This window comes from Agrobacterium larrymoorei (genome assembly GCF_030819275.1).
Lineage (GTDB): Bacteria > Pseudomonadota > Alphaproteobacteria > Rhizobiales > Rhizobiaceae > Agrobacterium > Agrobacterium larrymoorei_B.
This window is the reverse complement of the sequence record NZ_JAUTBL010000001.1, coordinates 991,673-1,017,500: the sequence shown is the minus strand read 5'-3', so window position 1 is coordinate 1,017,500 and position 25,828 is coordinate 991,673. Positions and strand designations below refer to the sequence as shown.

Sequence of the window (25,828 nt, the reverse complement as noted above, 5' to 3'; positions counted from 1 at the left end):
TCTGAAGTCGGGTGCGGCGAAGGATGTGCTCTCGGATGCGGGCTACCGCATCATGCCCGCGCTTCTGGCCTGTAAAGCCAGCAAAAAGCCTATTCCGCAGGACCTGAAAACCTACGCGTCAACACTTTATTATCCATCTACGTTGCATCTCTTGGCTTTGTCTTTCGTAGCGCAAGCGAATCAGGAGTGCCTATGAACAAGAAGCCACTGTTGCTGTCCGCTGCCGTCCTGGCATTGAGCGCCGCTGGCATCTTCCAGTCGCGCGATGCGCTTCTAGGTCACATCAGTGCCGTTCATTCCGCCTCGATGCAAGCGGCTGGAACACAAGCTGTTGCCGCCGGCATGAACAATGCCGAAGTGCAGAAGGGCGCTAGCCCGCTTTCTCTCGGGAACAGACAGCCGCGTTCTTCCTCCGCTCCCTCGGCTGATCTTGCGCAAGCACCGCGAACTCCACAGCAGGCGCCTCAAAACCCAGCTCCTACACAGCCAGGTGCCCGCGATGTACCACCAGCGGTCGACGAAAGCGCGCTTCGCTATTTCGCCGCACGCGGCGATACCGCGCGTCTCCAGGCCGAAATCGCGCGCCTGAAAGCGCTCTACCCGAATTGGACACCGCCTGCCGACCCTGCTGCTGCCGCGCCCACCGGCGATCCGCAATTGGAGGGGATCTGGCAACTTTATGCCGCTGGTCGCTATTCGGAAGCGCGCAAGGCAATCGCCGACCGCCAGGCTGCGGAAGCCGGATGGCAGCCACCCGATAATCTCACCGAAATGCTGGGTCTCGCTGAGGCGCGCCAGCGTCTTGTGAACGCCTCCGATCTGAAACAATATAATGCCGTGATCGGCTTGGCGGCTGAAAATCCAAGCCTGCTGACCTGCAGCGAAGTCGATGTTCTGTGGCGAGTGGCTGAGGCCTTCGCTCGCACGGAAAAACCGGAGCGCGCGCGCGATGCCTATGGCTATGTGCTGAGCAACTGCCAAAATCCGGCTGAACGTCTCGCAACCGTGCAAAAGGCCTCCGCGCTTCTGCCGCTCGACATGATGGAAGACCTTCTGTCGCGCGAAAAACCTGGGCCGGATGGCCAGCTCGAGTTTGAGCCCGTCAAGGACGATCTTGCGCGGCAATTCGTGGCGAAGGCGGGAGAAGACCCCAAGGTCAATGTACCGCCTGCCTATCTCTCCCGAATGGAACGGCTGGCGGAAACCAACAAGCTCGCAAGCGACGCGCTCCTGCTCGGCTGGTATAATGTCGAGCGTGAGAAGATGGACGATGCGGAAAAGTGGTTCCGCCGCGCAAGGGAGGTGGAGGATTCCGCCTCCGCATCTGAGGGCTTGGCGCTGGCGCTCGTGGCGCGCGGAGAACCCCGCGAGGCCGAAGAGATCATGTTCAAGTGGCGTGGCTCTTCGGATGGCGCGCACGCAACCTATCTTGCCGCTGCAGCCAACCTTCTGGCGCTCGATCCGCCTGTCGCACTGGATCCCGACGTTCTCCAGCGCATTGCAACGGAAACCGTTGCACAAAAGGACGCAGCAACGGCGCAGGAATTTGGCTGGTATTCGCGCGCCTTCCAGCAGCCGCAGATGGCGCAGCAATGGTTTTCCACCGCATTGCAGTGGAAGCCGGAGGATGAGCCATCAGCCTATGGTCTGGCGCTGACCTACCAGGACCTCAATAATCTCGCGGAGGTTCGTCGTCTCCAGCGCCAATGGGGTTCCCAATCGCAGCGCATCATGGAAGTCGGCCGGCCTGTGGCTCAATCAAGCGCTGTCGCCGCCGCACCCGCAGTGACGGCACCTGCGCCCGCGCAGCCCCAATCTCGTGCAGTGGCGACTGCGCCGCGCATGGTCTCGCCGCAAGCGACTGCGGTCGCTTACGAGCCTTCGCCGCCGCGCCAAGCGCGCGCCGTTCGGGGTGCACGCCAGTCCGGACGTTGCTCTGCGAACCTCAATCCGGAATCGCTTTCTGCGCAGGATGCACTTCAGCAGGGCTGGTGCCTGATGGAGGCCAACCGGCCAGCCGAAGCGGTGAAAGCTTTCTCCGCTGCTCTCAAGGTTGGCGAGCCGTCGGTTCGCAGCGATGCGGCCTATGGTCAGAGCCTCGCCTATCTTCGCATGGGGTTGACGGACAATGCCGCCGTTTCTGCGACGAAGTCGTCCATGGACCGGCAGAAGGCGACCGAGCTTCAAGTGGCGATCCTGACGGACCGTGCGTTGGCAGCCTATGAGAGCAAGCATTATGAAGAAGCGCTCATCCTCCTGGACCAGCGGGCGAGATATGCCACGGAGCGCATTGATCTCATGGTGATCCGCGGCTACGCCTATCTCAATATGAAGCGTTACGGCGAAGCGGTACAGGTCTTCGAGGCCTCTGCTGCAACGGGCAATGCGGATGCGATCCGGGGCCTTGCAGCTGTACAAAATGCCCGGCCGAGCCGCGGCCCGCAGGGCGGCTAAGCAATCTATCTCCAATAGAACCTCTCCATCATTGGAGAGGTTCTATTCGATAATTTTCATGGAATTCATTGAAAGTTCATGTGCCGCAACGTATGTCGGGTGACGAAACGCGACCTACTGGATGTGAAAGACGCCGATGCTGACGAAAAAAGGGAAATACGGTCTCAAAGCCTTGATCGATCTTGCGAGCCTCGACACGGGACAGACTGCCTTCGTCAGCGACATCGCCGCACGCAACAATATCCCGAAGAAGTTTCTCGACGCGATTTTGCTGGAGCTTCGCAATGAAGGCATGCTGCGTTCCAAGAAAGGGCCGGGCGGCGGCTATGCGCTGTCGAAACCGGCATCCGATATTTACATCGGTCAGGTCATCCGCGCACTCGACGGACCGCTCGCCCCTATTCGTTGCGCCAGCCGTACCGCCTTCGAAGCCTGTGAGGACTGTTCCGATCCGGCAGCCTGTCAGGTGCGCCGGTCGATGACGGATGTCCGGGATGCCATGGCAGCCGTCCTCGACACGATGACGCTTGAGCAGTTTGCGGCCAATACCGGCGAGGAGCAGGTGAACAAGACCGCTTGATGCGCCTGCTCTGCCAAACCCGGTCACACTAGACCTGAAGATATTGTCCGGCGTGATAGAGAAGCGGTCGTCCTTGGCCATGGGTGACGGAGAGCACCCGGCCGATGACGATGGCGTGTGTGTGACGCTCCATGACATCCTCGACCGCACAGTCGATGACCGCGAGCGCGCCGTGTAAGCCAGAAGCGCCGCTTTCCAGTTCGAACCAGTCGGCCCCTTCATAGCGCTCTGCCCCCTTCAGTCCGCCAATGCCGGCAAAGCGGGACGCCACCTCTTGCTGTTCACCGGACAGGATGTTGACGCAGAAGTGGTTGAAGCGCGCGATGACCGGCCATGTCGAAGACGATCGGTTGATATTGACGATCATCGTCGGCGGCTCCATCGATAGCGCCGTGGCGGACGTGACGGTCGCACCCGTGCGATGGGCACCGTGGCCAGCCGTGATGATGCTGACGCCGCCTGCCACCTGGCGCATGGCCGTTTTCAACTCCGCGGCTTCAAGGGCGATCTTCTCCCGCTCCTCGTGAATGTAAGTCACTGTCGCTGTCATCGTTTCCACCTTTCAGCGCTTGTTCCCCGGATAGGTCAAACGTAGCAATGCGTTTGCCCGAGCCACAGCCAAAAGATTTTATTGTTGATCAATTTTGTAGAATGATCCTGGCGTTTCCAGTGGTCAAACAGGGCCGGCATGCCCGGCAGAGGACCAACGGGTCGAACTGTCCAAGATCGTCGAGGATCTCTCACACAGTTCAAAACATGAAAAACGACAGGTACGACTCGACATCGAGGAAAGTTTCGACTAGCTTGGTTAAACGTTTAAGCAAGGGCGTTGAATCATGGCTTTGCAAAAGCCTGCCGCAAATCTGCATGGAATTGCTGCCGCGCTCGGCGTATCGAGTGCGACGGTATCGAACGCGCTTTCCGGCAAGGGACGTGTTTCGGCGGAGCTTAGTGACCGCATTCGCAAGATGGCGGCGGAGCTTGGTTACGTGCCCAGTCCTGCTGCCCGCGCTCTTCGCACGGGGCGCAGTGGTGTGCTGGGGCTCGTGCTTCCAGATATCGGCAATCCGCTCTTTCCTCAAATTGCTCAAGCCATCGAGAAGGCTGCGGCTGATGCCGGCTATGGCGTTCTGATCGCCGACTCTCATGGCGAGGTTGCCAAGCAGACCGAGGCGATCACCCGGCTCGTCGAACGCGGCGTCGAGGGCATGGTCGTCGTCCCTCGCCGCGGAACCCGGATTGCCGATGTGGATTGCCCGGTCGCGGTGATCGATTCCCCCTCGACACCTGGCAATACAGTGGCCGCCGACCACTGGGATGGTGGAATGCAGATCGGTCGGCATCTCGCCGGGCTCGGACACAGCAATGTCGTCATCATTGCCAGAAACCAGGATTCCAATGTCCAGAACGATCGCGTCGGTGGCATTCGTGCCGGATTGACCGCATCCGCCCGGACGGAGACGCTGTGGATCGCGTCGCTTGAACAGCAACATGGCGAGGGCTGCCGGCTCGGTGTGGCGGACAAGGTGCGCCAGGGGTTCACCGCCTTTGCCGCTGCATCCGATCTGCATGCCTTACGGGTTCTGACCGAACTTCAGGACGAGGGGATTGCCGTGCCGGATGAGGCCAGTGTCACCGGCTTTGACGACCTCATCTGGGCGTCCGTGGTCACGCCCTCGCTCACCACCATTCGCATGGATATGGCACGCATCGCGGAAGTCGCGGTAACCGCTCTCGTTCGCACAATCGATGACGAAGACCCTGCCAACCGGCCCGCAGCGGGCGGCGTGGTCGCGGATGTTTCCAAAGTGGCTATGGAGCTCGTTACTCGTCGCTCCTCTGCCGCCAACAATAAGAAGCAGACTGAAGAAAAAACCCTCACAGCTGGAGAACACACACCATGAAAAAGATCATTCTGGCATCTAGCACGGCGCTGATGCTGTCGTTCGGGGCCGCACAGGCCCAGGACAAGACCCTGACGATCTCTGTCTATGCCTTCGCGCAGGACGAGTTCAGGGAGCTCGTCTACACCCCCTTCGAGCAGAAATGCGGCTGCAAGCTGGTTGTCGAAACCGGCAACAGCGTTGAGCGCCTGGCGAAGATGGAGGCCAACAAGGCCAACCCGGTTGTCGATCTTGCGATTGTCTCCATGGCGGATGCGCTTTCCGCCGCCCGCAAGGACCTGATCCAGAAGATCGATACGGCCAAGGTGCCGAATATCGAGAAGCTCTACGACATTGCCAAGGATCCGAATGGCGACGGTATGAGCGTTGGCGTCAACCTCTATGCGACGTCTATTGTCTATCGAACCGACAAGATGAAGATCGACAGCTGGGGCGATCTCCTGAAGGACGGTATCGTCGATCACATCGCTTTCCCGAACGTCACTACGAACCAGGGTCCTCCGGCGCTCTACATGCTCGGCAAGGCGATGGGCAAGGATACGCCTGATCTCGCTGCTCCGATCGCGGCTGTCGGTGCCAAGAAGGACGATATCGTCACCTTCTATGTGAAGTCCTCGCAGCTGGTGCAGCTGATGCAGCAGGAAGAAATCTGGGCCGCACCCATCGGTCGCTTCTCCTGGGCGCCTTTCACCAAGCTCGATCTGCCGCTCGCATGGGCGACACCCAAGGAAGGCCAGACCGGCGGCATGAACGTGCTTGTCGTCCCGAAGGGGACGAAAAACGAGGATCTCGCACTTCAATTCATGGATTTCTGGCTCTCGACCGATGTTCAGAAGGCGCTTGCCGATAAGCTGGTGGATAGCCCCACCAACAAGGAGGTGAAGGTTTCCGAACAGGTGGCGAACAACATCACCTATGGCGAAGAAACCGTGAAGAGCCTGCAGCTCATCCCGTCCGCTGTCGCGCTCGACAACCGCGACAAGTGGCTATCGGAATGGAACGCCAAGGTTGGGCAGTAACCTTGCGTCCAGCGTCATCCTCGAACCCAACCGTCGAGGATGACGTCGCATCTGTGATGGACCAGCCTTTCGAAGGATAGACCGCCATGTTTCAAAATCGGACCGAGGCTCTGGCGCTCGCCTTGCCCGCCGCAATCTTCGCGGCGGCGGTCTTTCTCGTGCCGGTCTTCATCCTCCTCTCGGAAGGCTTTCGCACCGCCGACGGGTGGACGCTGCAGGCTTACACGACCTTCTTTTCCGACCCGCTGAACCAGGCGGTGTTTTTGCGCACGCTGAAGCTCGGTGCGCTCGTCACGGTCGTTTCCGCCGTCATCGGTTACGCCGCAGCCTTCGCCATCGTCAGTCTACCGCCGGGCTCCAAGGGGCACATGATCAATCTGGTCATCCTGCCGCTGATGATTTCGCCGGTGGCGCGCACCTATGCCTGGATCGTCATTCTGGGCCGTACCGGTATCGTTAATGAAGCGCTGACGTTTCTTGGGCTGACGGATAGCCCGATCCGCATCCTCTTCAGCGAAACAGCCGTTTTTATCGGCCTTTTGCAGCTCTTCCTGCCCTTGATGATCATTTCGCTGATCAGCGCGCTGGAAAACATGCCGCGCGATGTGGTGGCCGCCTCGCGGGTTCTCGGTGCTAACTGGTTCCAGGTCTTCTGGAAGGTCATCATTCCCCTGACGAAGGAAGGCCTCGTTGTCGGCGGCACGCTGGTCTTCACCGGCTCGCTCACCGCTTATATCACGCCCGCCATTCTCGGTGGCTCGAAGGTGCTGATGCTGGAAACACTGCTCTATCAGCAGGTGACGGTCTCCAACAATTTCGTTGCCGCGAGCGTCATCGCCTTCATTCTGATCGTCATGAGCTTTGCGGCCAATATCCTGCTCAAGCGCATCGCAACGGCAAGGAACAGGAAATGACCCGCAATCTCTTCATTCCCCTAACGTTGATGCTGGTTATCGGCTTTCTGATCGGACCGTTTTTGATCATCGTCGCCGCCTCATTTTCGGCCGGCGACACGCTCGCTTTCCCCCCACAGGGCTTTTCGCTGAAATGGATCGCCAAGGTCTTCACGGTGGAAAGCTTCCGTGACAGCTTCGCCATGTCGATGTTTCTTGCCATCGGCGGCACCTTCGCAGCCCTGCTGCTGGGCATACCGGCGGCTTACGCGATGTCGCGCTACAAGCTGCCGTTTTCCGAAACGATCCGGACCATTGTTTCAGCACCGATCATCGTGCCCGGCATCATCGTCGGTTTGGCGCTACTCCGCTACTTTGTCGTTCCCTTCGGCATCGGCATCACGCTGGCACTCTTCCTCGCGCATACAGCGCTGATCCTGCCCTATGCGGTGCGTGTGGTCTCGGCGAGCCTCACCAATCTGCGCTCGGATATCGAAGAGGCGGCGGTGCTGCTCGGCTCGTCGCGGCTTGGCGCCTTCTTCCGGGTCGTATTGCCGAATATTCGCGGCGGCATCCTGTCGGCCTTCATTCTCGGCTTCGTCACCAGCTTCAATCAGGTGCCCGTCTCGCTCTTCCTGTCGGGCCCTGGTGTTCGCACGCTGCCGATCGATATGTTGGGCTATATGGAAATCGTCTTCGATCCGTCCGTCGCCGCACTGTCCTCGCTTCTTGCTTTACTTTCCATCGGCATTGTTTTCCTGGCCGAACGTTTCCTGGGGTTCTCCCGCTATGTCTGACGCTCAGTATCTGTCTCTTCAAAATCTTTCGCTCGCCTATGGTGCCACCATGGCCGTCGACAAGCTCAACCTCGATATCCGTAAAGGCGAGCTTCTCGCGCTGCTTGGACCGTCCGGCTGCGGCAAGACCACGACGATGCGTGCGATTGCGGGGTTGATGCCGATTGCAGGCGGCCGTATCGATCTGGATGGTGCCGATATCACCCGTGTCTCCGCCAACAAGCGTGCCGTTGGTCTCGTCTTCCAGTCCTATGCGCTTTTTCCGCATCTGACAGTTTATGAGAACGTTGCCTTCGGTCTGCGGCTCAAGGGCATAACCGGCACAGAGCTCGATGCAAAAGTGGCGTCCGGTCTTAAATCCGTCGGTCTCTCCACCTTCGCCTCGCGCAAGCCCGCAGAACTTTCGGGCGGCCAGCAGCAGCGCGTGGCGCTTGCGCGCTCCATGGTCATGGACCCGAAGGTTCTTCTGCTTGATGAGCCTCTCTCCAACCTCGACGCCCGGCTCCGGCTGGAGATGCGCACCGAGTTGCAGCGGGTGCAGAAGGCGACCGGTGTGACGATGATCTTTGTCACCCATGATCAGGTCGAAGCCTTGGCGCTGGCTGATCGCATAGTTGTGATGAAAAACGGTGCGATTGAGCAGATCGGTACGCCGGAAGAGATTTATAATGCGCCTGTCTCCGCCTTCGTCGCCGACTTTGTCGGCTTTGAAAACATCTTCCGTCTGGAAGGTGCAGAGCTGAAGACGGAGGCAGGACGCATAACGCTTTCTGGCCAGGTTCCGAGTACGGCGGGACTGGCATGGAGGCCGCGCATGGTAACCCTCGGTTCAGGTCCTTTCGAGGGGACCGTGCGCGGCACGTCTTTTGCGGGCAATACACGGGAATATCTGCTCGACAGCACGCTCGGCGCCATCAAGGCCGAGGTGGATGCGAGCCTGCCGTCCTATGAGATCGGCGCCACGCTGCCCTTCGATCTGCCCGTCGAAAAGGCGGCATCTCTCCAGGTGTTCAACTAAGATGGGGGTGTGGATCGATACCGATATGGGTTTCGACGATATCGCTGCCATTCTGGTGGTGAGAGCGTCCGGTCAGGTCATCGATGGCGTGTCTCTGGTCTTCGGCAATGCGCAGCTCGATCAGGTAAAAAACAATGCCGCGGGTGCGGCCTTGGCCTTCTCATGGCGCTTTCCGATCCATGCCGGACGGGCAAGCCCCGTGCTCGGGGAGATCGAGACTGCGCAACGTATCCTGGGTGAAACGGGTATACCAACGGTGGGAGCAACGCTTCCGGCATGGGGCGATCTGCCCGCGTCGAATGCCTTCGAGGCCCTCTGCCGGTGGTTGGCGGATGGGGCAGGGGATAAGAAAATTCTCGCACTTGGCCCTCTCACCAACATTGCGGCTCTCTGCCTCGCCCGACCCGATCTTGCCGGTCGCATCACCGAACTGACCTGGATGGGCGGCGGCGTCACGCTTGGCAATCATACGGCCTCTGCCGAATTCAACGCCTTCGCCGATCCTGAAGCCGCGGCCATCGTCCTTGCCCATGAGCTTCCGCTGCGCATGGTCGATCTCGACTTCTGCCGCAAAGTCACCGCCTCTCTCGCGGATGTGGCGCCCATCCGTCAAGCGGGCGGCAAGAACGCGGCGCTGGTGGCCGATATGCTGGAAGGCTTCATCAACATTGCCGTCAGCCGAGGACGCGACGCGATGGCGCTTTACGATCCTTGCGCGGCGGTTGCCGTCGTTGATCCTGAGAGCGTCACATGGAAAGCGGCTCGCATCGATGTCGAACTGCGGGGCGGTCTCACGCGCGGGCGAACGGTCGTGGAAGCGCGGCTCGCCCATGCCGATCGCTTCAATGCCCATTATGCCGAGAACATCGATGCTGAACACGCACGCAAGATCATCCTTGGCGCGCTCGCAGAAGAGGCAAGTCGATGAGCGAAAAGCCGATCATTGCCGATCGTGACGGGATGAACGATGCCGCGCTTCGCACGCGCGCCGTCGCTGCTGCGAGAGGCGATGCCCCGTTCGACGTCCTGATTTCCGGCGGCACCTTGGTGGATGTGGTGACGGGCGAACTGCGTCCTGCCGATATCGGACTCGTCGGCCCACTGATCGCAAGCGTGCATCGCTCCGGTTCAAGACAGGACGCAGCCCAAGTCCTGGACGCCGCAGGCGGCTATGTCGCGCCGGGATTGATCGATACGCATATGCATATCGAAAGCTCCATGGTCACGCCTGCATCTTACGCGGCTGCCGTCGTGGCCAAAGGCGTGACAACCGTTGTGTGGGATCCGCATGAGTTTGCCAATGTCCACGGCCTTGAGGGTATGTCCTGGGCATCGCGGGCAAGTCGCAACCTGCCGCTGCGAACAATCTTGCTTGCGCCTTCCTGCGTACCGTCGGCGCCGGGGCTTGAACGGGCGGGTGCTGATTTCGATGCGACGGTGCTTGCCGAAATTCTCTTCTGGCCGGAAGTCGGCGGTGTTGCCGAAGTCATGAATATGCGCGGCGTCATCGAGCGCGACCCGCGCATGAGCGCCATTCTTCAGGAAGGGCTGCATGCGGATAAGCTGATCTGCGGCCATGCGCGTGGGCTGGAAGGTGCCGATCTCAACGCGTTTATGGCAGCCGGTATCACCTCCGACCACGAACTGACCTCGGCGGAAGACCTGATGGCGAAGCTGCGCGCCGGGTTGACCATCGAACTGCGCGGCTCCCACGATCATCTGCTGCCGGAATTCGTCGATGCGTTGAACAGGCTCGGCCATCTGCCGCCGACACTAACGCTTTGCACCGACGACGTCTTCCCTGACGATCTGCTAAAGGGTGGCGGGCTGGACGATCTGGTGCGTCGACTGGTGCGCTATGGCCTTCGTCCGCAATGGGCATTGCAGGCCGCGACCCTCAATGCTGCAGCACGCCTTCAGCGCAATGATCTCGGCCTGATCGCCGCCGGTCGAAGGGCGGATATCGTGGTTTTCGACGATCTTGCGCAGTTCTCCGCCCGCCATGTTTTGGTCAGTGGAACGCCCGTTGCCGAACGAGGTCGACTGATCGTGGAGATTCCTGAAATCGACGCAGCGCCTTTGAGAGACTCCATGAAGCTGCCGCTCCGCTCGTCCGAGGATTTCCGGGTGAAAAGCAGCGGCAAACGCGTGCGGCTCGCCACCATCGACAGGCCCCGCTTCACACAGTGGGGAGAAATCAAGGCCGACGTGGTCGACGGTTTTGTCGTGCCTCCTGACGGAACGACGATGATCTCGGTGACGCATCGGCACGGTAAGGCGGAGCCTGTCACGCGGACTGGCTTCTTGACCGGTTGGGGAAAGTGGAACGGCGCCTTCGCCACCACCGTCTCCCACGACAGCCACAACCTGACCGTCTTTGGCGGCAACGAGGCGGATATGGCGCTCGCCGCTAACGCGGTGATCAAGGCTGGCGGCGGAATGGCCGTAGTCTCAGGCGGAAAAGTCACAGCCCTGTTGCCTCTCCCGCTTTCCGGCCTCGTATCCGATGCGTCACTGACAGAGGTTGCGACAGGCTTTGAAGTCGTGCGCGAAGCCGTCGGCAAGGTCGTGGAATGGCAGCCGCCCTACCTCGTCTTCAAGGCCTGCTTCGGCGCCACGCTTGCCTGCAACATCGGCCCACACCAGACCGACATGGGCATCGCCGATGTGCTGACGCACACGGTGCTGGAAACGCCGGTGCTTGAGGTTCTTTCGTAAGCGGGGCTATTCCGCCGACAGTTCCTGCTCCACCAGCGTCTTCCAGAAGGCGACACCGGAGGCAATCGCGTCATCGTTGAAGTCATAGGAGGTGTTGTGGTGCAGCGCCCCGTCCACCGCAGGGCCGTTGCCCAGCCAGACATAGCAGCCGGGTGCTTCGCCGGCAAAGAAGGCGAAGTCGTCGCCAGCGGTGGAAGGCGGAAAGGCCGTCCGGACTTTCGTGCCAAAGACACCGCGCGCCGCCTTCAGCGCCCGCTCTGTCGCATCGGCATTGTTGACGACTGGCGGGATGCGGCGGATGAATTCGTAACGCGACTCGATCCCGAACATCGACGCCGTACCCTTTGCCAGACGGCCGATTTCTTCCTCCAACTGATCCCGCACGTGCGGGGCGTAGGCCCGCGCCGTCCCTCCAATATGCACGAGATCGGGAATGACATTCAGGGCGTTCGGGTCTCCCGCCTGAAGCGAACAGGCACTGACGACGGCGGGTTGCAGCGGATCGATGACGCGTCCGACGATGCTTTGCAGCGAGGAGAGAAAGCTTGCCGAAGCGGTGATCGGATCGCGACCAAGATGCGGCTTTGCCCCATGGGTACCGACGCCCTTGAAAATAACCCGCCAGCTATCGGAAGAGGCAAGCTGCGGTCCTTCCACCACGACCATTTCGTCCGTATCGAGACCCGGCATATTATGGAGACCGTAAACCGCATCGCAGGGGAAACGCTCGAAGAGCCCGTCTTCGACCATCTTCTTTGCGCCGCCACGGCCCTCTTCCGCAGGCTGAAAAATGAAGTGCACGGTGCCGGAAAAGTTTCTGGCATTGGCCAGCGCCCGGGCAGCACCCAGCAGCATGACGGTGTGGCCGTCATGGCCGCAGGCATGCATCTTTCCGGGTGTGATCGACTTATAAGGCCTCTCCGCCAGTTCCGGCATGGCGAGCGCATCCATATCTGCGCGCAGCCCGATGCTGCGTGTGCCGTTTCCCACTTGAAGCGTTCCAACGATTCCTGTGACCCCGAGGCCGCGATGGACGGTGATGCCCGCCTCCTCCAGAAGAGAAGCGACGATCTGGCTGGTGCGTTCTTCCTCGAACCCGAGCTCCGGATGCGCATGCAGATCGCGACGCAGCGCCGTCAGAAAGGAAAACTCGTCGGCGGTCATGGTCGAGGCGGTCATAAGGGTAGTCCTTGGGATATCTGCATGGAAGCCGTGGGCACGGCTCATCTATTGACGTCATTTCTAGTGCAAAAGCGCTTTGGATTTAATAGGGCATTGAACAGGAATTCGACGATGGTTCGAAAAACAGTGATGAGGAAGGACGCGCGATGAAGCCTCACGAGTTCTGGCAAAATCTGCATGGGCCCGGCAGCTTTCCCGAGCAAGGGACCAAGGTCGGCTTTTACCCGGTCACGCTGGATGATGGGCGTCAGCTTCGTCTGCCGATCCGTCCGCTTGCAGATGGCGAGCACGCGTTGGCGTCGTTGATTATCAACCAAGCCTCATTCGAGGTGCTGGGTGCTCTGGCAGACGATCTGGCGGCCAAGCTGATTTCCTTTGAGCCGGATGTGGTGGTCGGACTGCCAACACTTGGACTGACGCTCGCGAGTGAAGTGGCCCGCCGCCTCGGTCACTCGCGCTATGTGCCGCTCGGGACGTCCCGAAAATTCTGGTATCTGGATGAGCTGTCAGTGCCGATGTCGTCCATCACCACGAAGCAGGAAAAGCGGCTTTATATCGATCCGCGCATGTTGCCGCTTCTGCAAGGGCAGCGCGTGGCGCTCATCGATGATGTTATTTCCAGCGGTACTTCGATCGTTGCCGGGCTCTCCCTGCTCCAAGCCTCCGGCATAGAGCCAGTGGTCATCGGTGCGGCGATGCTGCAATCGGAACGCTGGCGCGACGCGTTGGAAGAGCTGGACCCCAGATGGCCGACGCGTGTGCGTGCGGCCTTCTCCACACCCTTGCTGCGCAAAAATGGAGATGGCTGGATCTGACGCTTGGGAACTTCAGCTCGCCTCAGAGGATTAGATAAGGTTGCTGCAACCGAGCCTCGCACCTCAAGGAGTTTCCATGCCGAGACAGACATTCTGGAAGGGTCATCTGAGGCTCTCGCTGGTCACGGCAAAGGTCTCGCTCACACCTGCCATTTCCCAGAGCGGCAAGATTCGCTTTCACGTCATCAATCGGGAGACAGGCAATCGCGTCGAGAGCCGCTACGTGGACAGCGTCACCCATCGTCCGGTTGCGGACAGAAATCAGGTGAAGGGCTTTCCCAAGGAAGACGGCGACTTTGTACTTCTGGAGGAAGACGAGATCGACGCCGTCGCTCTGGAAAGCACCAGAACCATCGATATTCAGACCTTCGTTCCCGCAGGCTCTATAGACTGGATCTGGTACGATCGTCCGCATTTTCTAAAACCCGAAGACAAGATCGGCGCTGAAGCCTTCAGCGTCATTCGCGAAGCGATGAAGGCCAGCAAGGTCGTCGGCATTGCGCGGCTGGTGCTCTATCGCCGCGAACACGCCGTGCTGCTGGAGCCCTCCGGCAAAGGCATCATCCTCTGGACGCTGCATTATGGCGACGAGGTACGCGATGCTGTCGATACGATCGATCAAAAGACGAAGGTCGATCAGGAACTGCAAGAGGCGCTGGACAAGCAGATCGACAAGCAGTTGACGAATTGGAAGCCGTCGCTGGTCCAAGACACGGTGCAGAAAAAAGTTCAGAAGCTGCTGAAGACAAAAGCAAAGGAATCGCCGAAGTCCAAGAGCAAGAAGCAGCCCGCTGCGGCGAAACAGGGCGGCAATGTCATCAACATCATGGATGCGCTGAAAAAGAGCCTGCAATCCTAAGCAGGATCGCGGCACTGAAGCGCGGTGCCTCCTGTTGGACGGACAAAGAACGCTCTATCTTACTGACGTCTGGCATCGTGTTTTGCGAAAATCGGTTTCGATTTCTGGGCCCATGCTGTCGATGGCTTACAATCCAGCGACGGGTCACGTTCCTGAAATTCACGCTAAGACGCCTTGATATCCATCTCTGGCTGGCCTCCCAGCATCCACTGTTCCAGGTCAAAGCCGAGGCGAGTGCCTTCTCCGACCCTGTCAGCAAGACTGTTGCCCCAGTTGCGCAAGCGAGAGGGCGGATAGCCGAACTCGTTGACGAAGGCACGCCGGAAGTTTCGTTCATCACTCAATCCCCATCGTCTTGCGATTGCTGGGATTGTTTCGCCCTGACACTCCTCGGAGAGGATATCGCGGCGAATGGCAAATAATCGCAACCGCCGGATCGTCTTGGCGATATCGCTGGTTCCCCTCATGGAACGATAGAGCTGCGCTCGCGACAGGCCGAATGCATGGCAGAGCCGTTCTTGTCCGAGGTCAGATTCCGATAAGTGGTCGGCAATGTATCGGCGGATGGAGGGCTGTAGGTCTGTCACGTCTTTTTTTGACGTGCGGGTGAAGGGCAGAGCCTGGCCAAGGCATGAGGTGATGATTGCAATTGAGGCCCGGGTCAGACAGGTGATCTCCGCCGCCTCCAGCGTCTCGCCGATCTGGTCCAGCGAATTCAGCAGAGCGCCGATCATCGTGGCCTGAGCCGTACCGGCACCGAAGACGCATCCATCGAAGCGCGGTGACCAGTTTAGCCCAATGGAAAGAAGGCTCATAGGGATGATGAGCGCCAGCCATGTCGCCTCCTCGACGATCAGATACATCGGGTTGGAGAGCCGGGAGAAGACGACATCGCCAGCGGCGAGCGATATGGTTCTCCTGCCGATGCGACCATGAACGCGACCGCGCGCCACGACATTGACCATGACATGCTCGACCGGAACTTTCTGCGTCCGATCCTTCCCTCGCGAGAAGCGAAACGTTCTCGAACTGGTCCGCGTCCAACGCAAGTCCCCAAGAGCTCGAGTCTCAAATGCTCCCGTAAAGCTCCCTTCGTCCATGATCTCGACATCACCGCCGGCTCGCATCGTGTCCTTCCAAAGAGCGACACGCTCTGCCGGAGACATTCCGTGCAGGTCGAGCTCAAGTCTGCTGATGGGCGATTGAAGCGGCTTCATGCAATGACGGTAGCACCCTTTACCGGGCAAAACATCTCATCATTGCAGAAATAAGCGTACAATTCGCCCGCGCCGCGATGAAGCGGTTGAATGAACAGATGTCGCTTGGCACTGAGCAGAGGGGCGTCGTGATCGGAAGCGATTTTTGACCTAAAGCGTTACGATGCACACCCGAAGCATTTTTCAACAACGACCATTTCCATAGCCCAGTTTTCAGGAACGAACATGAGCGATATCGAACAAAATCGTGCCCTTGCCAAGCGTCTCTATTCAGGTTTTGCCACCGGCGACCTGCCGGCAGTGCTTTCTACAATGGCGGCGGACATTGAGTGGACGGAGGCCGAGGGCTATCCCTATGCTGGGACCTTCATCGGTCCCGACGCTGTCGTTGAAGCCGTTTTCGTCAAGCTCGCGACGGAATGGGAGGGTTACCAGGCCATTCCAGAGCAATTCGTCGCTGAAGGAGACACGGTCGTAGCGCTTGGTCATTACAGCGGAACATACAAAGCAACGAACAAAAGCTTCCGCGCCCCGTTTGTGCATGTCTGGACAGTGCGGGACCACAAGTTTGTGAAGTTCGTGCAACACACCGACACATTTGTCGTTCAACGCGCGCTCCACGCGTAACGCTTGCCTTGCAGAATTATTGATCGGTACCTGAGGCAAACAAGAAGCAAATGCGTGCGGGCGAAGCCGAAGAATAAGCGGCACGCATGAGCTTCTAAAGCCGACGAAATGGCCCCGCGAGCGCTGGCATCTAAGATAGACAATCCGAAAGAGGGGGTCGTACGATGCGTTGGAACGGGCCTCGGCGCGCCACGCCCCTCAGCCGGGAAGCGGCTTGGCGGATGTCCAGAAGTCCGCCCATGGGGCGGACTTCCTCGCCTTCACATACGCTGGTGTGTTCTTCACCGTAAACTCCGCCGGACCTTTTATCTTGGACAATTCCGACCATTCGAGCGGCATGGAAACAGTCGCGCCGTTTCTGGCACGGGTGGAGTAGGGCGCGACAGCCGTGCTTCCTCGCCCATTACGCAAATAATCGACAAAGATGCGACCATTGCGCTTGGCCTTGGTTGCGACAGCCAGATATTTATCCGGCTCATCTTTGCCCATGTCGGTCGCGAGTTTCTTCGCAAAGCTCTTTACCTTCGCCCAACCGGCTTTTGGCTCCAGTGGCGTGACGACATGCAGGCCCTTGCCTCCAGAGGTCTTGACGAAGGCGGCAAGTCCCACAGCTTCCAGCCGGGATTTGAGGTCGAGCGCGGCTTCGACGACAGCGCTCCACTCGACGTCTTCACCCGGATCGAGGTCCATCGTGATCAGATCCGGTTTTTCCCAGGCCTTGGTGGTCGAACCCCAGGGATGTATTTCCAGCACGGCGGATTGAACGAGCGCCATCATGCCGTCGAAATCGTTGATCACGACTAGGGGCTCGCCCGATCTGTCCTTCGGGTCCTTGATGGCGCCGATCGCCTTGTTCATCCCGCTCCATGGATGCTTCTGGAAGAATTTCTGTCCGTCGATCCCTTCCGGGCAACGCAGCAGGGAGAGCGCGCGGCTCGTCACGTAGGGTGCGATATGCTCCCAAACCTGTGCATAATAGTCCGCTAGATCCGCCTTGGTGATCTTCTGATCCGGCCAATAGACGCGCTCTGGATGGGTGAACTTGATCTTGGTTTGCGGCATTTCTGCCGCATCATTTGTGTCGGGCTTCGCCACCTCTGCCATCTCCCGGCTGATCTCCTTGGACGCCTTGTCTTCCCGCAGGCCTTTGAATGAGGCATGGCGGAGATTACCATCACCGGACCAGCCTCGAAACTCGACCTCCGCGACAAGCTCAGGCTTCACGTAGTGAAGATCGCGGCGGGCAAGCGCCGTCAGCTTCTGTGAGAAGGGACTTTCTGTCTGAGTAAGGGGTCTCAGCCTGTCGAAGATCATTTCTGCGGTCTCGCCGGTAAAACCTGTCCCTACTCGGCCGACATGTCGAAGCTTGCCATTCTCGTAGACGCCGAGTGCCAGAGAGCCGATGGCCTGGTCCGATGACGATGAGAGCGTGTAGCCACCGATGATAAGCTCCTGGCCGCTGCTGCATTTGGACTTGATCCACTGCCCCTTGCGACCGGAGACGTAAGGAGAATCGGCAACCTTGGAGATCACGCCTTCCAGTCCAAGCGTGCAGGCATGCTGGAGAACTTTTTCGCCGTCCTCCTGAAAATGGGCGCTGTAGCGCAGCACAGGGTCGTCGGAGGGCAGCAGTTTTTCCAGCAACGCTTTACGATCAACGAGTATAGCCTGCTGCAGGTCCCGGCCATCGAGATAGAGCAGGTCGAAGACGTAATAGCGGAAACGATCCTGCCGACCCTCGCTGAGATCAGCCTGAAGTGCCGAGAAGTCGGAAACACCGCTTTCCTTTTCGACGACCAGTTCGCCGTCTAAGATGGCGGCTTCCACCGGCAGTGCGGCAAGCGATCGGTTGATGGCCTCTCCAAATTTTTCGGTCCAGTCCAGGCCGCTGCGGGTGAGAAGAACGACTTTGCCCTTCTGGATCCTTGCTTGCAGTCGATAGCCATCGAACTTGATCTCATGCAGCCAGCGCGATCCTTCCGGTGCGTTGTTCTTCAACGTCGCCAAAGCCGGTTTGATGAAAGTGGGCATCGCCGCTTTACGACTTCCCTTGGGAAAATCATGCACCTGCTTTCCGGTTGTCTTCGCGCTTTTGGGCTTGGACGAGACGCCTTTCGAATTCCAGGTGTCCTCAGGGTTCTTTGCCACCTGCTCGATGCTTCGCCCCGTCTTGACGGAGTTGGCAGCGTCCTCGATCACGTCGATGGTTTCGTTGGCTTCCTCGTCATGTGCCTTGATCAGCAGCCAGTTTTCCCGCTTTTCCTCAGGCCTGCCTTTCATCCGCACCAGATGCCAGCGGCCTTTCAGCTTCTCGCCGTCGAGTTCGAATTCCATGTGACCCTTGCGATAGGCCTTTTTCGGGTCGCCGATAGGAGACCACGTGCCACGATCCCAAACGATGACTGTGCCGCCGCCATATTGGCCTTGGGGAATGATACCTTCGAAGTCGGCATAGTTTAGCGGATGGTCCTCGACATGGACGGCTAGTCGTTTCTCATTCGGATCGAGGCTCGGGCCTTTGGTCACGGCCCAGCTTTTCAGTACGCCATCCATTTCCAGGCGGAAATCATAATGCAGCCGCCGCGCATCATGTTTCTGCACCACGAAACTGTTGCCGGATGTCGCCGTTGCTTCGCCCTTCGGCTCCGGTGTCTTATCGAACTTGCGCTTCTGGTTATAGGTTTGAAGGCCCATGGATCAACTTGCCTTCTTGCGTTTGGCGGTGCCAGACGACTTAGTTTTGGCCGCCTTTTGCTCGGAGACACCAGCGCTCTGGCGCAAGGCCTCCTTCAGGTCGATGACGTTGTCACGCTTTTCAGGCTCGCGCTTCTTGATCGTCTTGCCTTCGATCTTCGCCTGCACCAGTTCCGTCAGCGCATCATTGTAGCGGTCGCTGTAGCGCGACGGATCGAACTTGCCGGCTCGCTTCTTGATGATGTGTCCTGCCAGTTCCAGCATCTCGTCGTCGAACTCGATGTCGGGGACGGATTTGAAGGCGGCAGCTTGCGAGCGCACCTCGTAATCATAGTTCAATGTCGTGGCGATCACGGCGTCACCGTCGGGCCGGATCAACAGCATTCTGTTGCGACGAAAGAGAATTGCTTCTGCGAGCGCTGCCACTTGGCGCTCTTTCAGTGTCCGCGCCAAGAGTGAAAGCGCTTCTCGGTCTTCGTCTGTCGAGGGTGAAAGATAATAGGGCTTGTCGAAATAAAGCTTGTCGATCTCGTCGCATTCGAGGAAGTTTTTAACCCGGATGACCTTGTTGCCGTCCGGCATCAACTCCGACAGCTCGTCGCCTTCAATGACGATGTGGTCGCCATTCTCCAGCTCATAGCCCTTGACCTGCTGCTCGCGCTCAACCTTGTCGCCGGTCTCGCTATCCAGATACTGGCGCTCGACGCGGTTGCCGGTCTTTCGATTGATGATGTTGAAGGAGATTTTTTCCGAGGATGAGATGGCTGTGTAGAGTCCGACATCACACTGAAAATCAGCGAATTTGATACTGCCTCTCCACACGGCTCTCGGCGCCATCGCCAGCCTCCTTTTACGCTCTAACTTTGACTGGAACGCTCACGATCGATAATCCGCTCGACGGCGACGACATCTTCCTGCGAAAACACCGGAACGGGGTCGGACGCCATGGCCTCCATCACATCCGGCGAAAGCCCGCCGTGCCGCGCCAACCACTCCATCGCCTCACGCGTCTCTCGCTCGGCCTTCAACTGCGCATAAAGCGCCACGATCAGCCTGTCGCGAATGTCGGGCTGTTGATGCTGTGGATCCGTGGTTTTCGCAGTATGTGCCATGTTTCTTAAATTCGAGACTGGCGCGAAAGTTCCACCATGAGCGGGACGAGGGTATTCTGGTCGCGTCGGATGGTTTGAGGCTCAAACGATTCCAGGCTTCAGCCTTAGTCAGCCGCGACCGGAGATGTTTGATGGAAGGAGGGAAATTCTCTCTCAACCCCACCGCCATTGCGCTTCGCCCGATAGGAAGCAGCATCCGCCAGGCGTATCATCGTGCTGAACTCCGCATCTTTTGCCGGTCGGACCGTGTATCCGAGGCTGACACCCACGCGGACAGCTTCGTCGAAAATATCAAAAGGCGTCGTCAATGACTGGAATACGTCATGCGCAGTTTGCTCGACATCCTGCGTGTTTTGAATCTGCGTCTGAACGACGACGAACTCATCGCCGCCAACGCGAGCGGCAATGTCATGTGGCGCGATCAGACCTCGAAGCCGGACGCCTATGGCGATCAGCAAGTCATCTCCAGCGGAATGCCCGAGACGATCGTTGATCGCCTTGAAGCCATCCAGATCTAGACAGTGAACTGCAATCATGGGACCCACCGTGTGGGGGCTGCGGGCGAAGCCTTCGCGAAGTGCGATGCGATTGGCAAGACCGGTCAAAGGGTCGACGCGCGCAAGGCGCTCCATCTCAAGCCGCAACAGGATCTGCTGTGACGCCGTTCGATAGACATGCCACACGCTCTGCATCGCCGCGAGCAGGAAGACCGCAAACATCGTCGCCAGCAAACAGTGCGCCGTGTCCCCAGCGAAAGCGGCAGATATCGTTGTTGGAACGGCAGCTATGCTAATTGCGGTTGCCGATATGAGAGGTCGAACGGACATGCGGCTCGCGACGCCGGCGGAATAACCGAAGAGCAGGGCCGTCGCTAAAACGTGCAGGGAGAAATCGGAGGACCGGAATATCAGCGCGGAAATCGCGCCCACCGACGCGGCGACGAGGAAGGTCAGAATTGCGTGCGCCAGCTCCCAGTCTTTCGGTGCCAGAGAAGGCGGACGCCCGGTATTGGTCCAATGCCGGTGACACAGCATGACGCATACCTTGGCGAAGGACGCCAGGCCACCGCACACCATAGCGGCAAAAATCCCGGTGTCGTGCAAGCTTGTCGCGGCGAAATATCCGATGACGACAAGGGTGAAACCCATGACGGTCGTCGGGGTCACAGTATAGGCCAGTTGGGCAACAAGTGCCTTATAGAGGTCGTCCGGCTCTCTTTTCCGCATCGATCAGCCCTTGCCGCCGGCTGGCGCCTGTTGAGCGCAAGAGTTTATGCCAAAAACTTAAACGACTCTCTAAGAGAGGCTTCATTGGTTGGCAGCGGAACACGATCATCTGACGGAGACCTGCAATTATTGGCACGAAATTTTAGGCTCGAGGTTAGGCGCTCAGAGCCTCAAATGTTACCCTCGAAAGTCGCCCTCATTCATGTCGCGCTCGTCGTAATTCACGTCCCAATCCTTGTCGGGTTTCTTCGTGCCCGGCGGCAGCTTGTTGGCCGTCGCGTCGTCGGAACCGGTGATGACGGTGGGTTTTGCGCTTGCAACGCCATTATTGTCCGAAGTCTTTTTGCCCGGTGCAAATTGCGGCTTTGCATCCGCGTGGATCTTGTTGATGTCTTTTTCAGAGCTCATGGGAACCTCCATTGGTTCATGAGCTAACCTCAAAGCAGCAGGTGTGTTCCGTTAGTAGAAACCCTGAAACTTGTGGTGACGCCCAATCAGGGGCGCCATCACCAGCGAAATGCGCGGCTCTCGTCTGTTCTCAAAGACCGATCAATCAATTATCATCAATGCGGTACCCGCGTGCAGATAATCGCCTTCCTTGACCAGAAGACGGATCGTACCGCCTTTGGTGGCGAGGATCTGGGTTTCCATTTTCATGGCTTCCATGACAGCAATCAGATCGCCCTCAGAGACGGTCTGGCCATCTTCGACCTTGAAGGATTGCAGCGTGCCGGAGACAGGCGCGGCAATCTCGCCTTCCTTCTTGGCGGCTGTGCCATTGGCCGCTGCCGGTGCTCCGCCGCCGACGCTACCCAGAGCAGAGAGCAGAAGGCTAGGCAGGCCGACCGAAACGCGCTTGCCATCGATCTCCAGATAGGTGCGGTGAATGGATGGGTCGTCTGCTTGGGCAGGGCGCTCCATCGCATCCGGCATAGCGGCGAAATCGGTCTCGATCCAGCGGGTGTGAACCTTGAAGTCGTCCTCCCCGCTAAAGTCTCCCGTCTCCAGAGCCGCGCGATGGAAAGGCAGGACCGTTGCCACGCCTTCGATCTGGAATTCCTTCAACGCACGGCGGGCGCGTTGCAGCACCTGCTGGCGGCTTTCACCGGTGACGATCAGCTTCGCCATCAGGGAATCGAATACGCCAGGAATGCTCGACCCACTGACGACGCCGCTATCGAGACGAATGCCGGGGCCGGATGGCGGATCGAAAAGCGTGATCGTTCCCGGCGTTGGCAGGAAGCCGCGGCCGGGATCTTCGGCATTGATACGGAACTCCATCGAATGACCGCGAGGCTCCGGCGTCTCCGTAACGCGAAGCGTCTTGCCTTCGGCAATGCGGAACTGTTCGATCACCAGATCGATGCCAGTGGTTTCCTCGGTGACGGGGTGTTCGACCTGAAGGCGGGTATTGACCTCGAGAAACGAAATCGTCCCATCCACGCCCAGCAGAAACTCCACCGTGCCGGCACCGCTATAGCCCGCGGCGGCACAGATCGCCTTGGCGGAAGCGTGTATTTTTTGCCGTTGCTCGTCCGAGAGGAAGGGGGCAGGAGCTTCTTCGATCAGCTTCTGATTACGGCGCTGCAGCGAGCAGTCGCGGGTACCCAGCACCAGCACGTTGCCGTGCTTGTCTGCCAGAACCTGCGCCTCGATATGGCGCGGCCGGTCGAGAAAGCGTTCGAGGAAACATTCGCCACGACCGAAAGCGGCGGTCGCTTCTCTGACGGCGGACTCATAGAGATCGGCGATCTCTTCCATTTTCCAGGCAACCTTCAAGCCGCGCCCGCCGCCGCCATGGGCAGCCTTGATGGCAACCGGCAGGCCATGCTCTTCCGCAAAGGCGATGACTTCCGCCGCGGTTTCTACCGGTCCGTCGCTACCAGCAACGAGCGGCGCGCCGACGCTGGTCGCGATACGGCGTGCCTCGACCTTGTCTCCCAGTGCTTCGATGACCTGCGGATCGGGACCGATCCAGGTCAGTCCGGCGTCGAGCACGGCTTGCGCGAACTCGGCGCGTTCGGACAGGAAGCCGTAGCCGGGGTGGATGGCATCCGCACCCGAACGCTTTGCGATAGCAATGAGCTTGGGGATATCGAGATAGGTTTCGGAGGGACGCACGCCGTCCAGCGCATAGGCTTCATCCGCCATGCGAGCGAATACCGCATCCTGATCCGAGTCGGCATAGACGGCCACCGATTGCAGTCCATAATCCCGGCAGGCGCGGATAATCCGGACAGCGATTTCGCCGCGATTGGCAATCAGAACTTTCTTCATCGCTATTCTCCTCGGATTATTTGCTCTTGGCCGCGATGTCGGCGAATGGCCCAATCGGGCGGAACTGGATTTTGGCATTGACGGGGATCTGACCCGCGAGATCGAGATGATATTCCGCAACCGCCCCGATCACGGGATAACCGCCCGTCAGCGGATGGTCGGCAAGGAAAAGCACGGGCTGGCCGCTATGGGGAATCTGAATTGCGCCCGTTGCGGTACCCTCGCTCGGCAGTTCGGCGCTGTCGCGCCGTTCCACCGGCTCTTCACCCGCAAGGCGGATGCCCACACGGTTGGATTGCGGCGTGACCTGCCAGAGCTGGTTGGTCAGCGTTTCGATACCCTTTTGCGTGAACCAATCGGTGCGGGGACCGAGAACGACGTCGAGTGTTACGACCTCACCCATGGCCGGTGGTTCGAAGGCGGGGACTTCATCGATGGCGACGCTCGAAGGCCGGTTCGTTTCGGTCTTGAGCGGCAGGATCCGACCTGCCGTGACCGGTTCAGGACCGACCACGGCGAGCGTATCGGTGGCGAAGCTGCCAAGCACGGGCTCGACATCGAAGCCACCGCGCACCGCGAGATAGCAGCGCATGCCTTTTGGTGGCTGGCCAAGCGTGACGATATCGCCGGCCTCAAGCGAGATCGGCGCGTAAGCCGCTTTGGTGAAACGTCCGTCTGCCGTTTCGATCGCGACAGGGCAGGGGGCACCAGTAAGTCCGACAACGATGCGGTTCGCAGTACGGAAGGAAAAGCCGCCGAGCGTCAATTCCAGGCATGGGGTGTTGTGGGGATTGCCGACGATGCGGTTTGCCGCATTGAAAGCGCCGCGATCAAGCGCACCGGATGCAGAAACGCCCTGTCCGGTCTGTCCGAAACGACCGAGATCCTGAAAGAGGGCCGGCATGGGCGCCGCCAGCACTTCGAAATGCGGCCCTTCGCGTGACGGCTCTTCGCGCGGCTTCGCCTCAGAGACTGGCAGGCTGATCTTTCCTGAAGCCTTGTCCATGTCGAAGAAGCGAACGCGGTAGCCGGGCTGGAAGAGCGCGCCGGGCTCGCGATCGATGTCCCACATCTTGACGGGCGTCGTGCCGATGATCTGCCAGCCCCCTGGGCTGTTTTGCGGATAGACACCGCTGAAAGCGCCAGCCAGCGCCACGGAGCCAGCGGGGATGCGGGTGCGCGGGCTTTGTCGCCGGGGAACATGGAGTGCGGGATCGCCACCGACCAGATAGCCGAAGCCCGGCGCAAAGCCGCAAAACGCAACGGTAAATTCGCTCTCGGTATATGACGACGGATAACCTCATCGACGCCAAGCCCGGTCAGTGTCGCGACGTCGCCAAGGTCTTCGCCATCGTAATGAACCGGTATTTCGACGAGCTTGTCCGACGGCGGAATCTTTGCCGTCAGGTCGCGACGGGAAAGCTCGGCAGCCAGTGCCTGCGCGTCGATCTTTTCAGGGCGAAACCGGATCATCAGCGTGCGTGCGGCAGGTACAGTTTCCTCGATACCCTCGATTGGGTCGTTTTCGAGGGAGGCGAAGAGCGCGAGCGTTTGGCCCAGATCGGCAAGTTCGACAAGGATCGTCGTGAGACTGACGGGGAGAAAGCGCATATGTCCTCACGCGTGATAGGCAGAATCGGGAATGTCGGTGATGAACATATGGCCCGGTGCGTGGGTGATGGCAAATGGTACACCAGAGGCCATGACTGCCGCCTGTGGGGTTACGCCGCACGCCCAGAAAACCGGAACTTCGCCGGGCTCGATACGTACGGGATCGCCGAAATCCGGATTTGCGAGATCGGCGATGCCGAGTTCCTCCGGCATGCCGATATGCACCGGTGCGCCATGAACTGCCGGAAACCGGCCGGATATCGTCGCCGCATCCGCAACGCGCGATGCCGGGATCGGGCGCATGGACACCACCATATTACCCTTCAGGCGCCCAGCCGGACGGCAGGCGCGGTTCGTCAGATACATGGGAACATTGCTTTTATCCGTCATGTGACGGATCTCGATGCCCGCCTCCACCATCGGCGTTTCAAAGGTGAAGCTGCAGCCGATCAGGAAGGCGACCATATCGTCGCGCTCGGCCCAGGCCGAGGTCGCATCATGCGTCTCCTCGGCAAGCTTGCCATCGCGCCAGATGCGGTAAAGCGGCAGATCGGTTCGTAGATCGGCACCCGGCGCAAGAAGCGTGGTGGGCGAGCCGGGATCGGACACGTCCAGCACAGGGCAGGGCTTTGGATTGCGCTGCGCATAAAGCAGGAAGTCGAAGGCCCAGTCGCGCGGCAGCACGATCATGTTGGCCTGGGTGAAACCGGGCGCGATACCGGAGGTCGGCTGAACTAGACCGGCGCGGTAGCTGGCGCGTGCTTTCTGGGCAAGCTCTATATTCTTGGCGGTGTGCGATGCGGGAATGGTCATTGGCCGCTCCTA

At 59.4% G+C, this 25,828-nt stretch carries 23 protein-coding genes and 1 pseudogene (1 of these 24 only partly in view); 13 read left to right on the top strand and 11 right to left on the bottom strand.

Translation table 11 applies throughout. The annotated features are described in order from the left end of the window. From QE408_RS04695 to QE408_RS04685, 3 genes are all read left to right on the top strand, one after another. Positions 1 to 196, top strand: the final stretch of a protein-coding gene (locus QE408_RS04695) for a glycosyl hydrolase family 8 (RefSeq protein WP_373465509.1). It extends 851 nt beyond the left edge of the window; 196 of the gene's 1,047 nt are visible here — the last part of the coding sequence; the start codon falls outside the window, past its left edge; its stop codon occupies positions 194 to 196. Further along, the gene (locus tag QE408_RS04690) at positions 193 to 2,454 is read left to right on the top strand and encodes a tetratricopeptide repeat protein (RefSeq protein ID WP_306928935.1); all 2,262 of its coding nucleotides are present in this window, start codon (positions 193 to 195) and stop codon (positions 2,452 to 2,454) included. Before QE408_RS04695 ends, QE408_RS04690 begins: the two co-directional genes overlap by 4 nt. A gap of 136 nt (positions 2,455 to 2,590) precedes the next feature. Then, positions 2,591 to 3,034: an RrF2 family transcriptional regulator gene (locus tag QE408_RS04685; protein ID WP_306928933.1), complete on the top strand. Its 444-nt coding sequence runs from the start codon at positions 2,591 to 2,593 to the stop codon at positions 3,032 to 3,034. Positions 3,035 to 3,062: 28 nt separating this feature from the next. On the opposite strand, the gene QE408_RS04680 is transcribed toward QE408_RS04685, so the two are convergent. Further along, positions 3,063 to 3,584, bottom strand: a complete 522-nt coding sequence (locus QE408_RS04680; protein ID WP_306928931.1) for a flavin reductase family protein — start codon at positions 3,582 to 3,584, stop codon at positions 3,063 to 3,065. A gap of 286 nt (positions 3,585 to 3,870) precedes the next feature. On the opposite strand from QE408_RS04680, the gene QE408_RS04675 reads away from it, so the two are divergent. The 7 genes from QE408_RS04675 (at position 3,871) to QE408_RS04645 (ending at position 11,383) form a co-directional block, all read left to right on the top strand. Next, on the top strand, positions 3,871 to 4,938 hold the full coding sequence (locus QE408_RS04675) for a LacI family DNA-binding transcriptional regulator (RefSeq protein ID WP_306928929.1): 1,068 nt from the start codon (positions 3,871 to 3,873) through the stop codon (positions 4,936 to 4,938). Further along, positions 4,935 to 5,957, top strand: coding sequence for an ABC transporter substrate-binding protein (locus tag QE408_RS04670; protein WP_306928927.1), 1,023 nt, complete (start codon positions 4,935 to 4,937; stop codon positions 5,955 to 5,957). The genes QE408_RS04675 and QE408_RS04670 overlap by 4 nt, the downstream gene beginning before the upstream one ends. An 86-nt stretch (positions 5,958 to 6,043) precedes the next feature. Then, positions 6,044 to 6,871 (top strand): ABC transporter permease, encoded by an 828-nt coding sequence (locus QE408_RS04665; protein ID WP_306928925.1) that lies wholly within the window; start codon positions 6,044 to 6,046, stop codon positions 6,869 to 6,871. Beyond that, complete coding sequence (locus tag QE408_RS04660) at positions 6,868 to 7,647, top strand: ABC transporter permease (protein WP_306928922.1); 780 nt, start codon at positions 6,868 to 6,870, stop codon at positions 7,645 to 7,647. The genes QE408_RS04665 and QE408_RS04660 overlap by 4 nt, the downstream gene beginning before the upstream one ends. After that, positions 7,640 to 8,665, top strand: a complete 1,026-nt coding sequence (locus QE408_RS04655; protein ID WP_306928921.1) for an ABC transporter ATP-binding protein — start codon at positions 7,640 to 7,642, stop codon at positions 8,663 to 8,665. The genes QE408_RS04660 and QE408_RS04655 overlap by 8 nt, the downstream gene beginning before the upstream one ends. A gap of 1 nt (position 8,666) precedes the next feature. Beyond that, positions 8,667 to 9,593: a nucleoside hydrolase gene (locus QE408_RS04650; RefSeq protein WP_306928919.1), complete on the top strand. Its 927-nt coding sequence runs from the start codon at positions 8,667 to 8,669 to the stop codon at positions 9,591 to 9,593. Then, the gene (locus QE408_RS04645) at positions 9,590 to 11,383 is read left to right on the top strand and encodes an adenine deaminase (RefSeq protein ID WP_306928917.1); all 1,794 of its coding nucleotides are present in this window, start codon (positions 9,590 to 9,592) and stop codon (positions 11,381 to 11,383) included. The genes QE408_RS04650 and QE408_RS04645 overlap by 4 nt, the downstream gene beginning before the upstream one ends. Before the next feature lie 6 nt (positions 11,384 to 11,389). On the opposite strand, the gene QE408_RS04640 is transcribed toward QE408_RS04645, so the two are convergent. Further along, positions 11,390 to 12,562, bottom strand: a complete 1,173-nt coding sequence (locus QE408_RS04640; RefSeq protein ID WP_306928915.1) for a M20 aminoacylase family protein — start codon at positions 12,560 to 12,562, stop codon at positions 11,390 to 11,392. Positions 12,563 to 12,711: 149 nt separating this feature from the next. Here QE408_RS04640 and QE408_RS04635 point away from each other — a divergent pair, with 149 nt between their 5' ends. Both QE408_RS04635 and ku (QE408_RS04630) read left to right on the top strand, forming a co-directional pair. Further along, on the top strand, positions 12,712 to 13,380 hold the full coding sequence (locus tag QE408_RS04635; protein WP_306928914.1) for a phosphoribosyltransferase: 669 nt from the start codon (positions 12,712 to 12,714) through the stop codon (positions 13,378 to 13,380). A 76-nt stretch (positions 13,381 to 13,456) separates the two neighbouring features. Then, positions 13,457 to 14,239 (top strand): non-homologous end joining protein Ku, encoded by a 783-nt coding sequence (gene ku, locus QE408_RS04630; RefSeq protein WP_306928912.1) that lies wholly within the window; start codon positions 13,457 to 13,459, stop codon positions 14,237 to 14,239. A gap of 164 nt (positions 14,240 to 14,403) precedes the next feature. Here ku (QE408_RS04630) and QE408_RS04625 read toward each other — a convergent pair whose 3' ends face one another. Beyond that, a complete protein-coding gene (locus tag QE408_RS04625) occupies positions 14,404 to 15,204 on the bottom strand; it encodes an AraC family transcriptional regulator (protein WP_373465484.1) in 801 nt (266 codons plus the stop codon). Positions 15,205 to 15,681: 477 nt separating this feature from the next. Here QE408_RS04625 and QE408_RS04620 point away from each other — a divergent pair, with 477 nt between their 5' ends. Beyond that, entirely contained in the window at positions 15,682 to 16,083 is a 402-nt protein-coding gene (locus QE408_RS04620; RefSeq protein ID WP_306928910.1) for a nuclear transport factor 2 family protein, read from the top strand. A 198-nt stretch (positions 16,084 to 16,281) separates the two neighbouring features. On the opposite strand, the gene ligD is transcribed toward QE408_RS04620, so the two are convergent. The 8 genes and pseudogenes from ligD to QE408_RS04580 form a co-directional block, all read right to left on the bottom strand. Further along, positions 16,282 to 18,777 carry a DNA ligase D gene (gene ligD, locus QE408_RS04615; RefSeq protein WP_306928908.1) on the bottom strand — a complete coding sequence of 832 codons (2,496 nt, stop codon included), beginning with the start codon at positions 18,775 to 18,777 and terminating at the stop codon, positions 16,282 to 16,284. A 3-nt stretch (positions 18,778 to 18,780) separates the two neighbouring features. Further along, positions 18,781 to 19,614, bottom strand: coding sequence for a non-homologous end joining protein Ku (gene ku, locus QE408_RS04610; RefSeq protein ID WP_306928907.1), 834 nt, complete (start codon positions 19,612 to 19,614; stop codon positions 18,781 to 18,783). Positions 19,615 to 19,634: 20 nt separating this feature from the next. After that, positions 19,635 to 19,889, bottom strand: coding sequence for a hypothetical protein (locus tag QE408_RS04605; RefSeq protein ID WP_306928905.1), 255 nt, complete (start codon positions 19,887 to 19,889; stop codon positions 19,635 to 19,637). Positions 19,890 to 19,993: 104 nt separating this feature from the next. After that, positions 19,994 to 21,115 carry a GGDEF domain-containing protein gene (locus QE408_RS04600; protein ID WP_306928903.1) on the bottom strand — a complete coding sequence of 374 codons (1,122 nt, stop codon included), beginning with the start codon at positions 21,113 to 21,115 and terminating at the stop codon, positions 19,994 to 19,996. Positions 21,116 to 21,292: 177 nt separating this feature from the next. Further along, a complete protein-coding gene (locus QE408_RS04595) occupies positions 21,293 to 21,523 on the bottom strand; it encodes a hypothetical protein (protein ID WP_306928902.1) in 231 nt (76 codons plus the stop codon). Between the two features lie 141 nt (positions 21,524 to 21,664). Next, the gene (locus tag QE408_RS04590) at positions 21,665 to 23,392 is read right to left on the bottom strand and encodes an acetyl/propionyl/methylcrotonyl-CoA carboxylase subunit alpha (RefSeq protein ID WP_306928900.1); all 1,728 of its coding nucleotides are present in this window, start codon (positions 23,390 to 23,392) and stop codon (positions 21,665 to 21,667) included. Positions 23,393 to 23,408: 16 nt separating this feature from the next. Further along, positions 23,409 to 25,003, bottom strand: a pseudogene (locus QE408_RS04585) (5-oxoprolinase/urea amidolyase family protein). Between the two features lie 6 nt (positions 25,004 to 25,009). Next, positions 25,010 to 25,816, bottom strand: coding sequence for a putative hydro-lyase (locus QE408_RS04580; RefSeq protein WP_306928899.1), 807 nt, complete (start codon positions 25,814 to 25,816; stop codon positions 25,010 to 25,012). Between the last annotated feature and the right edge of the window lie 12 nt (positions 25,817 to 25,828).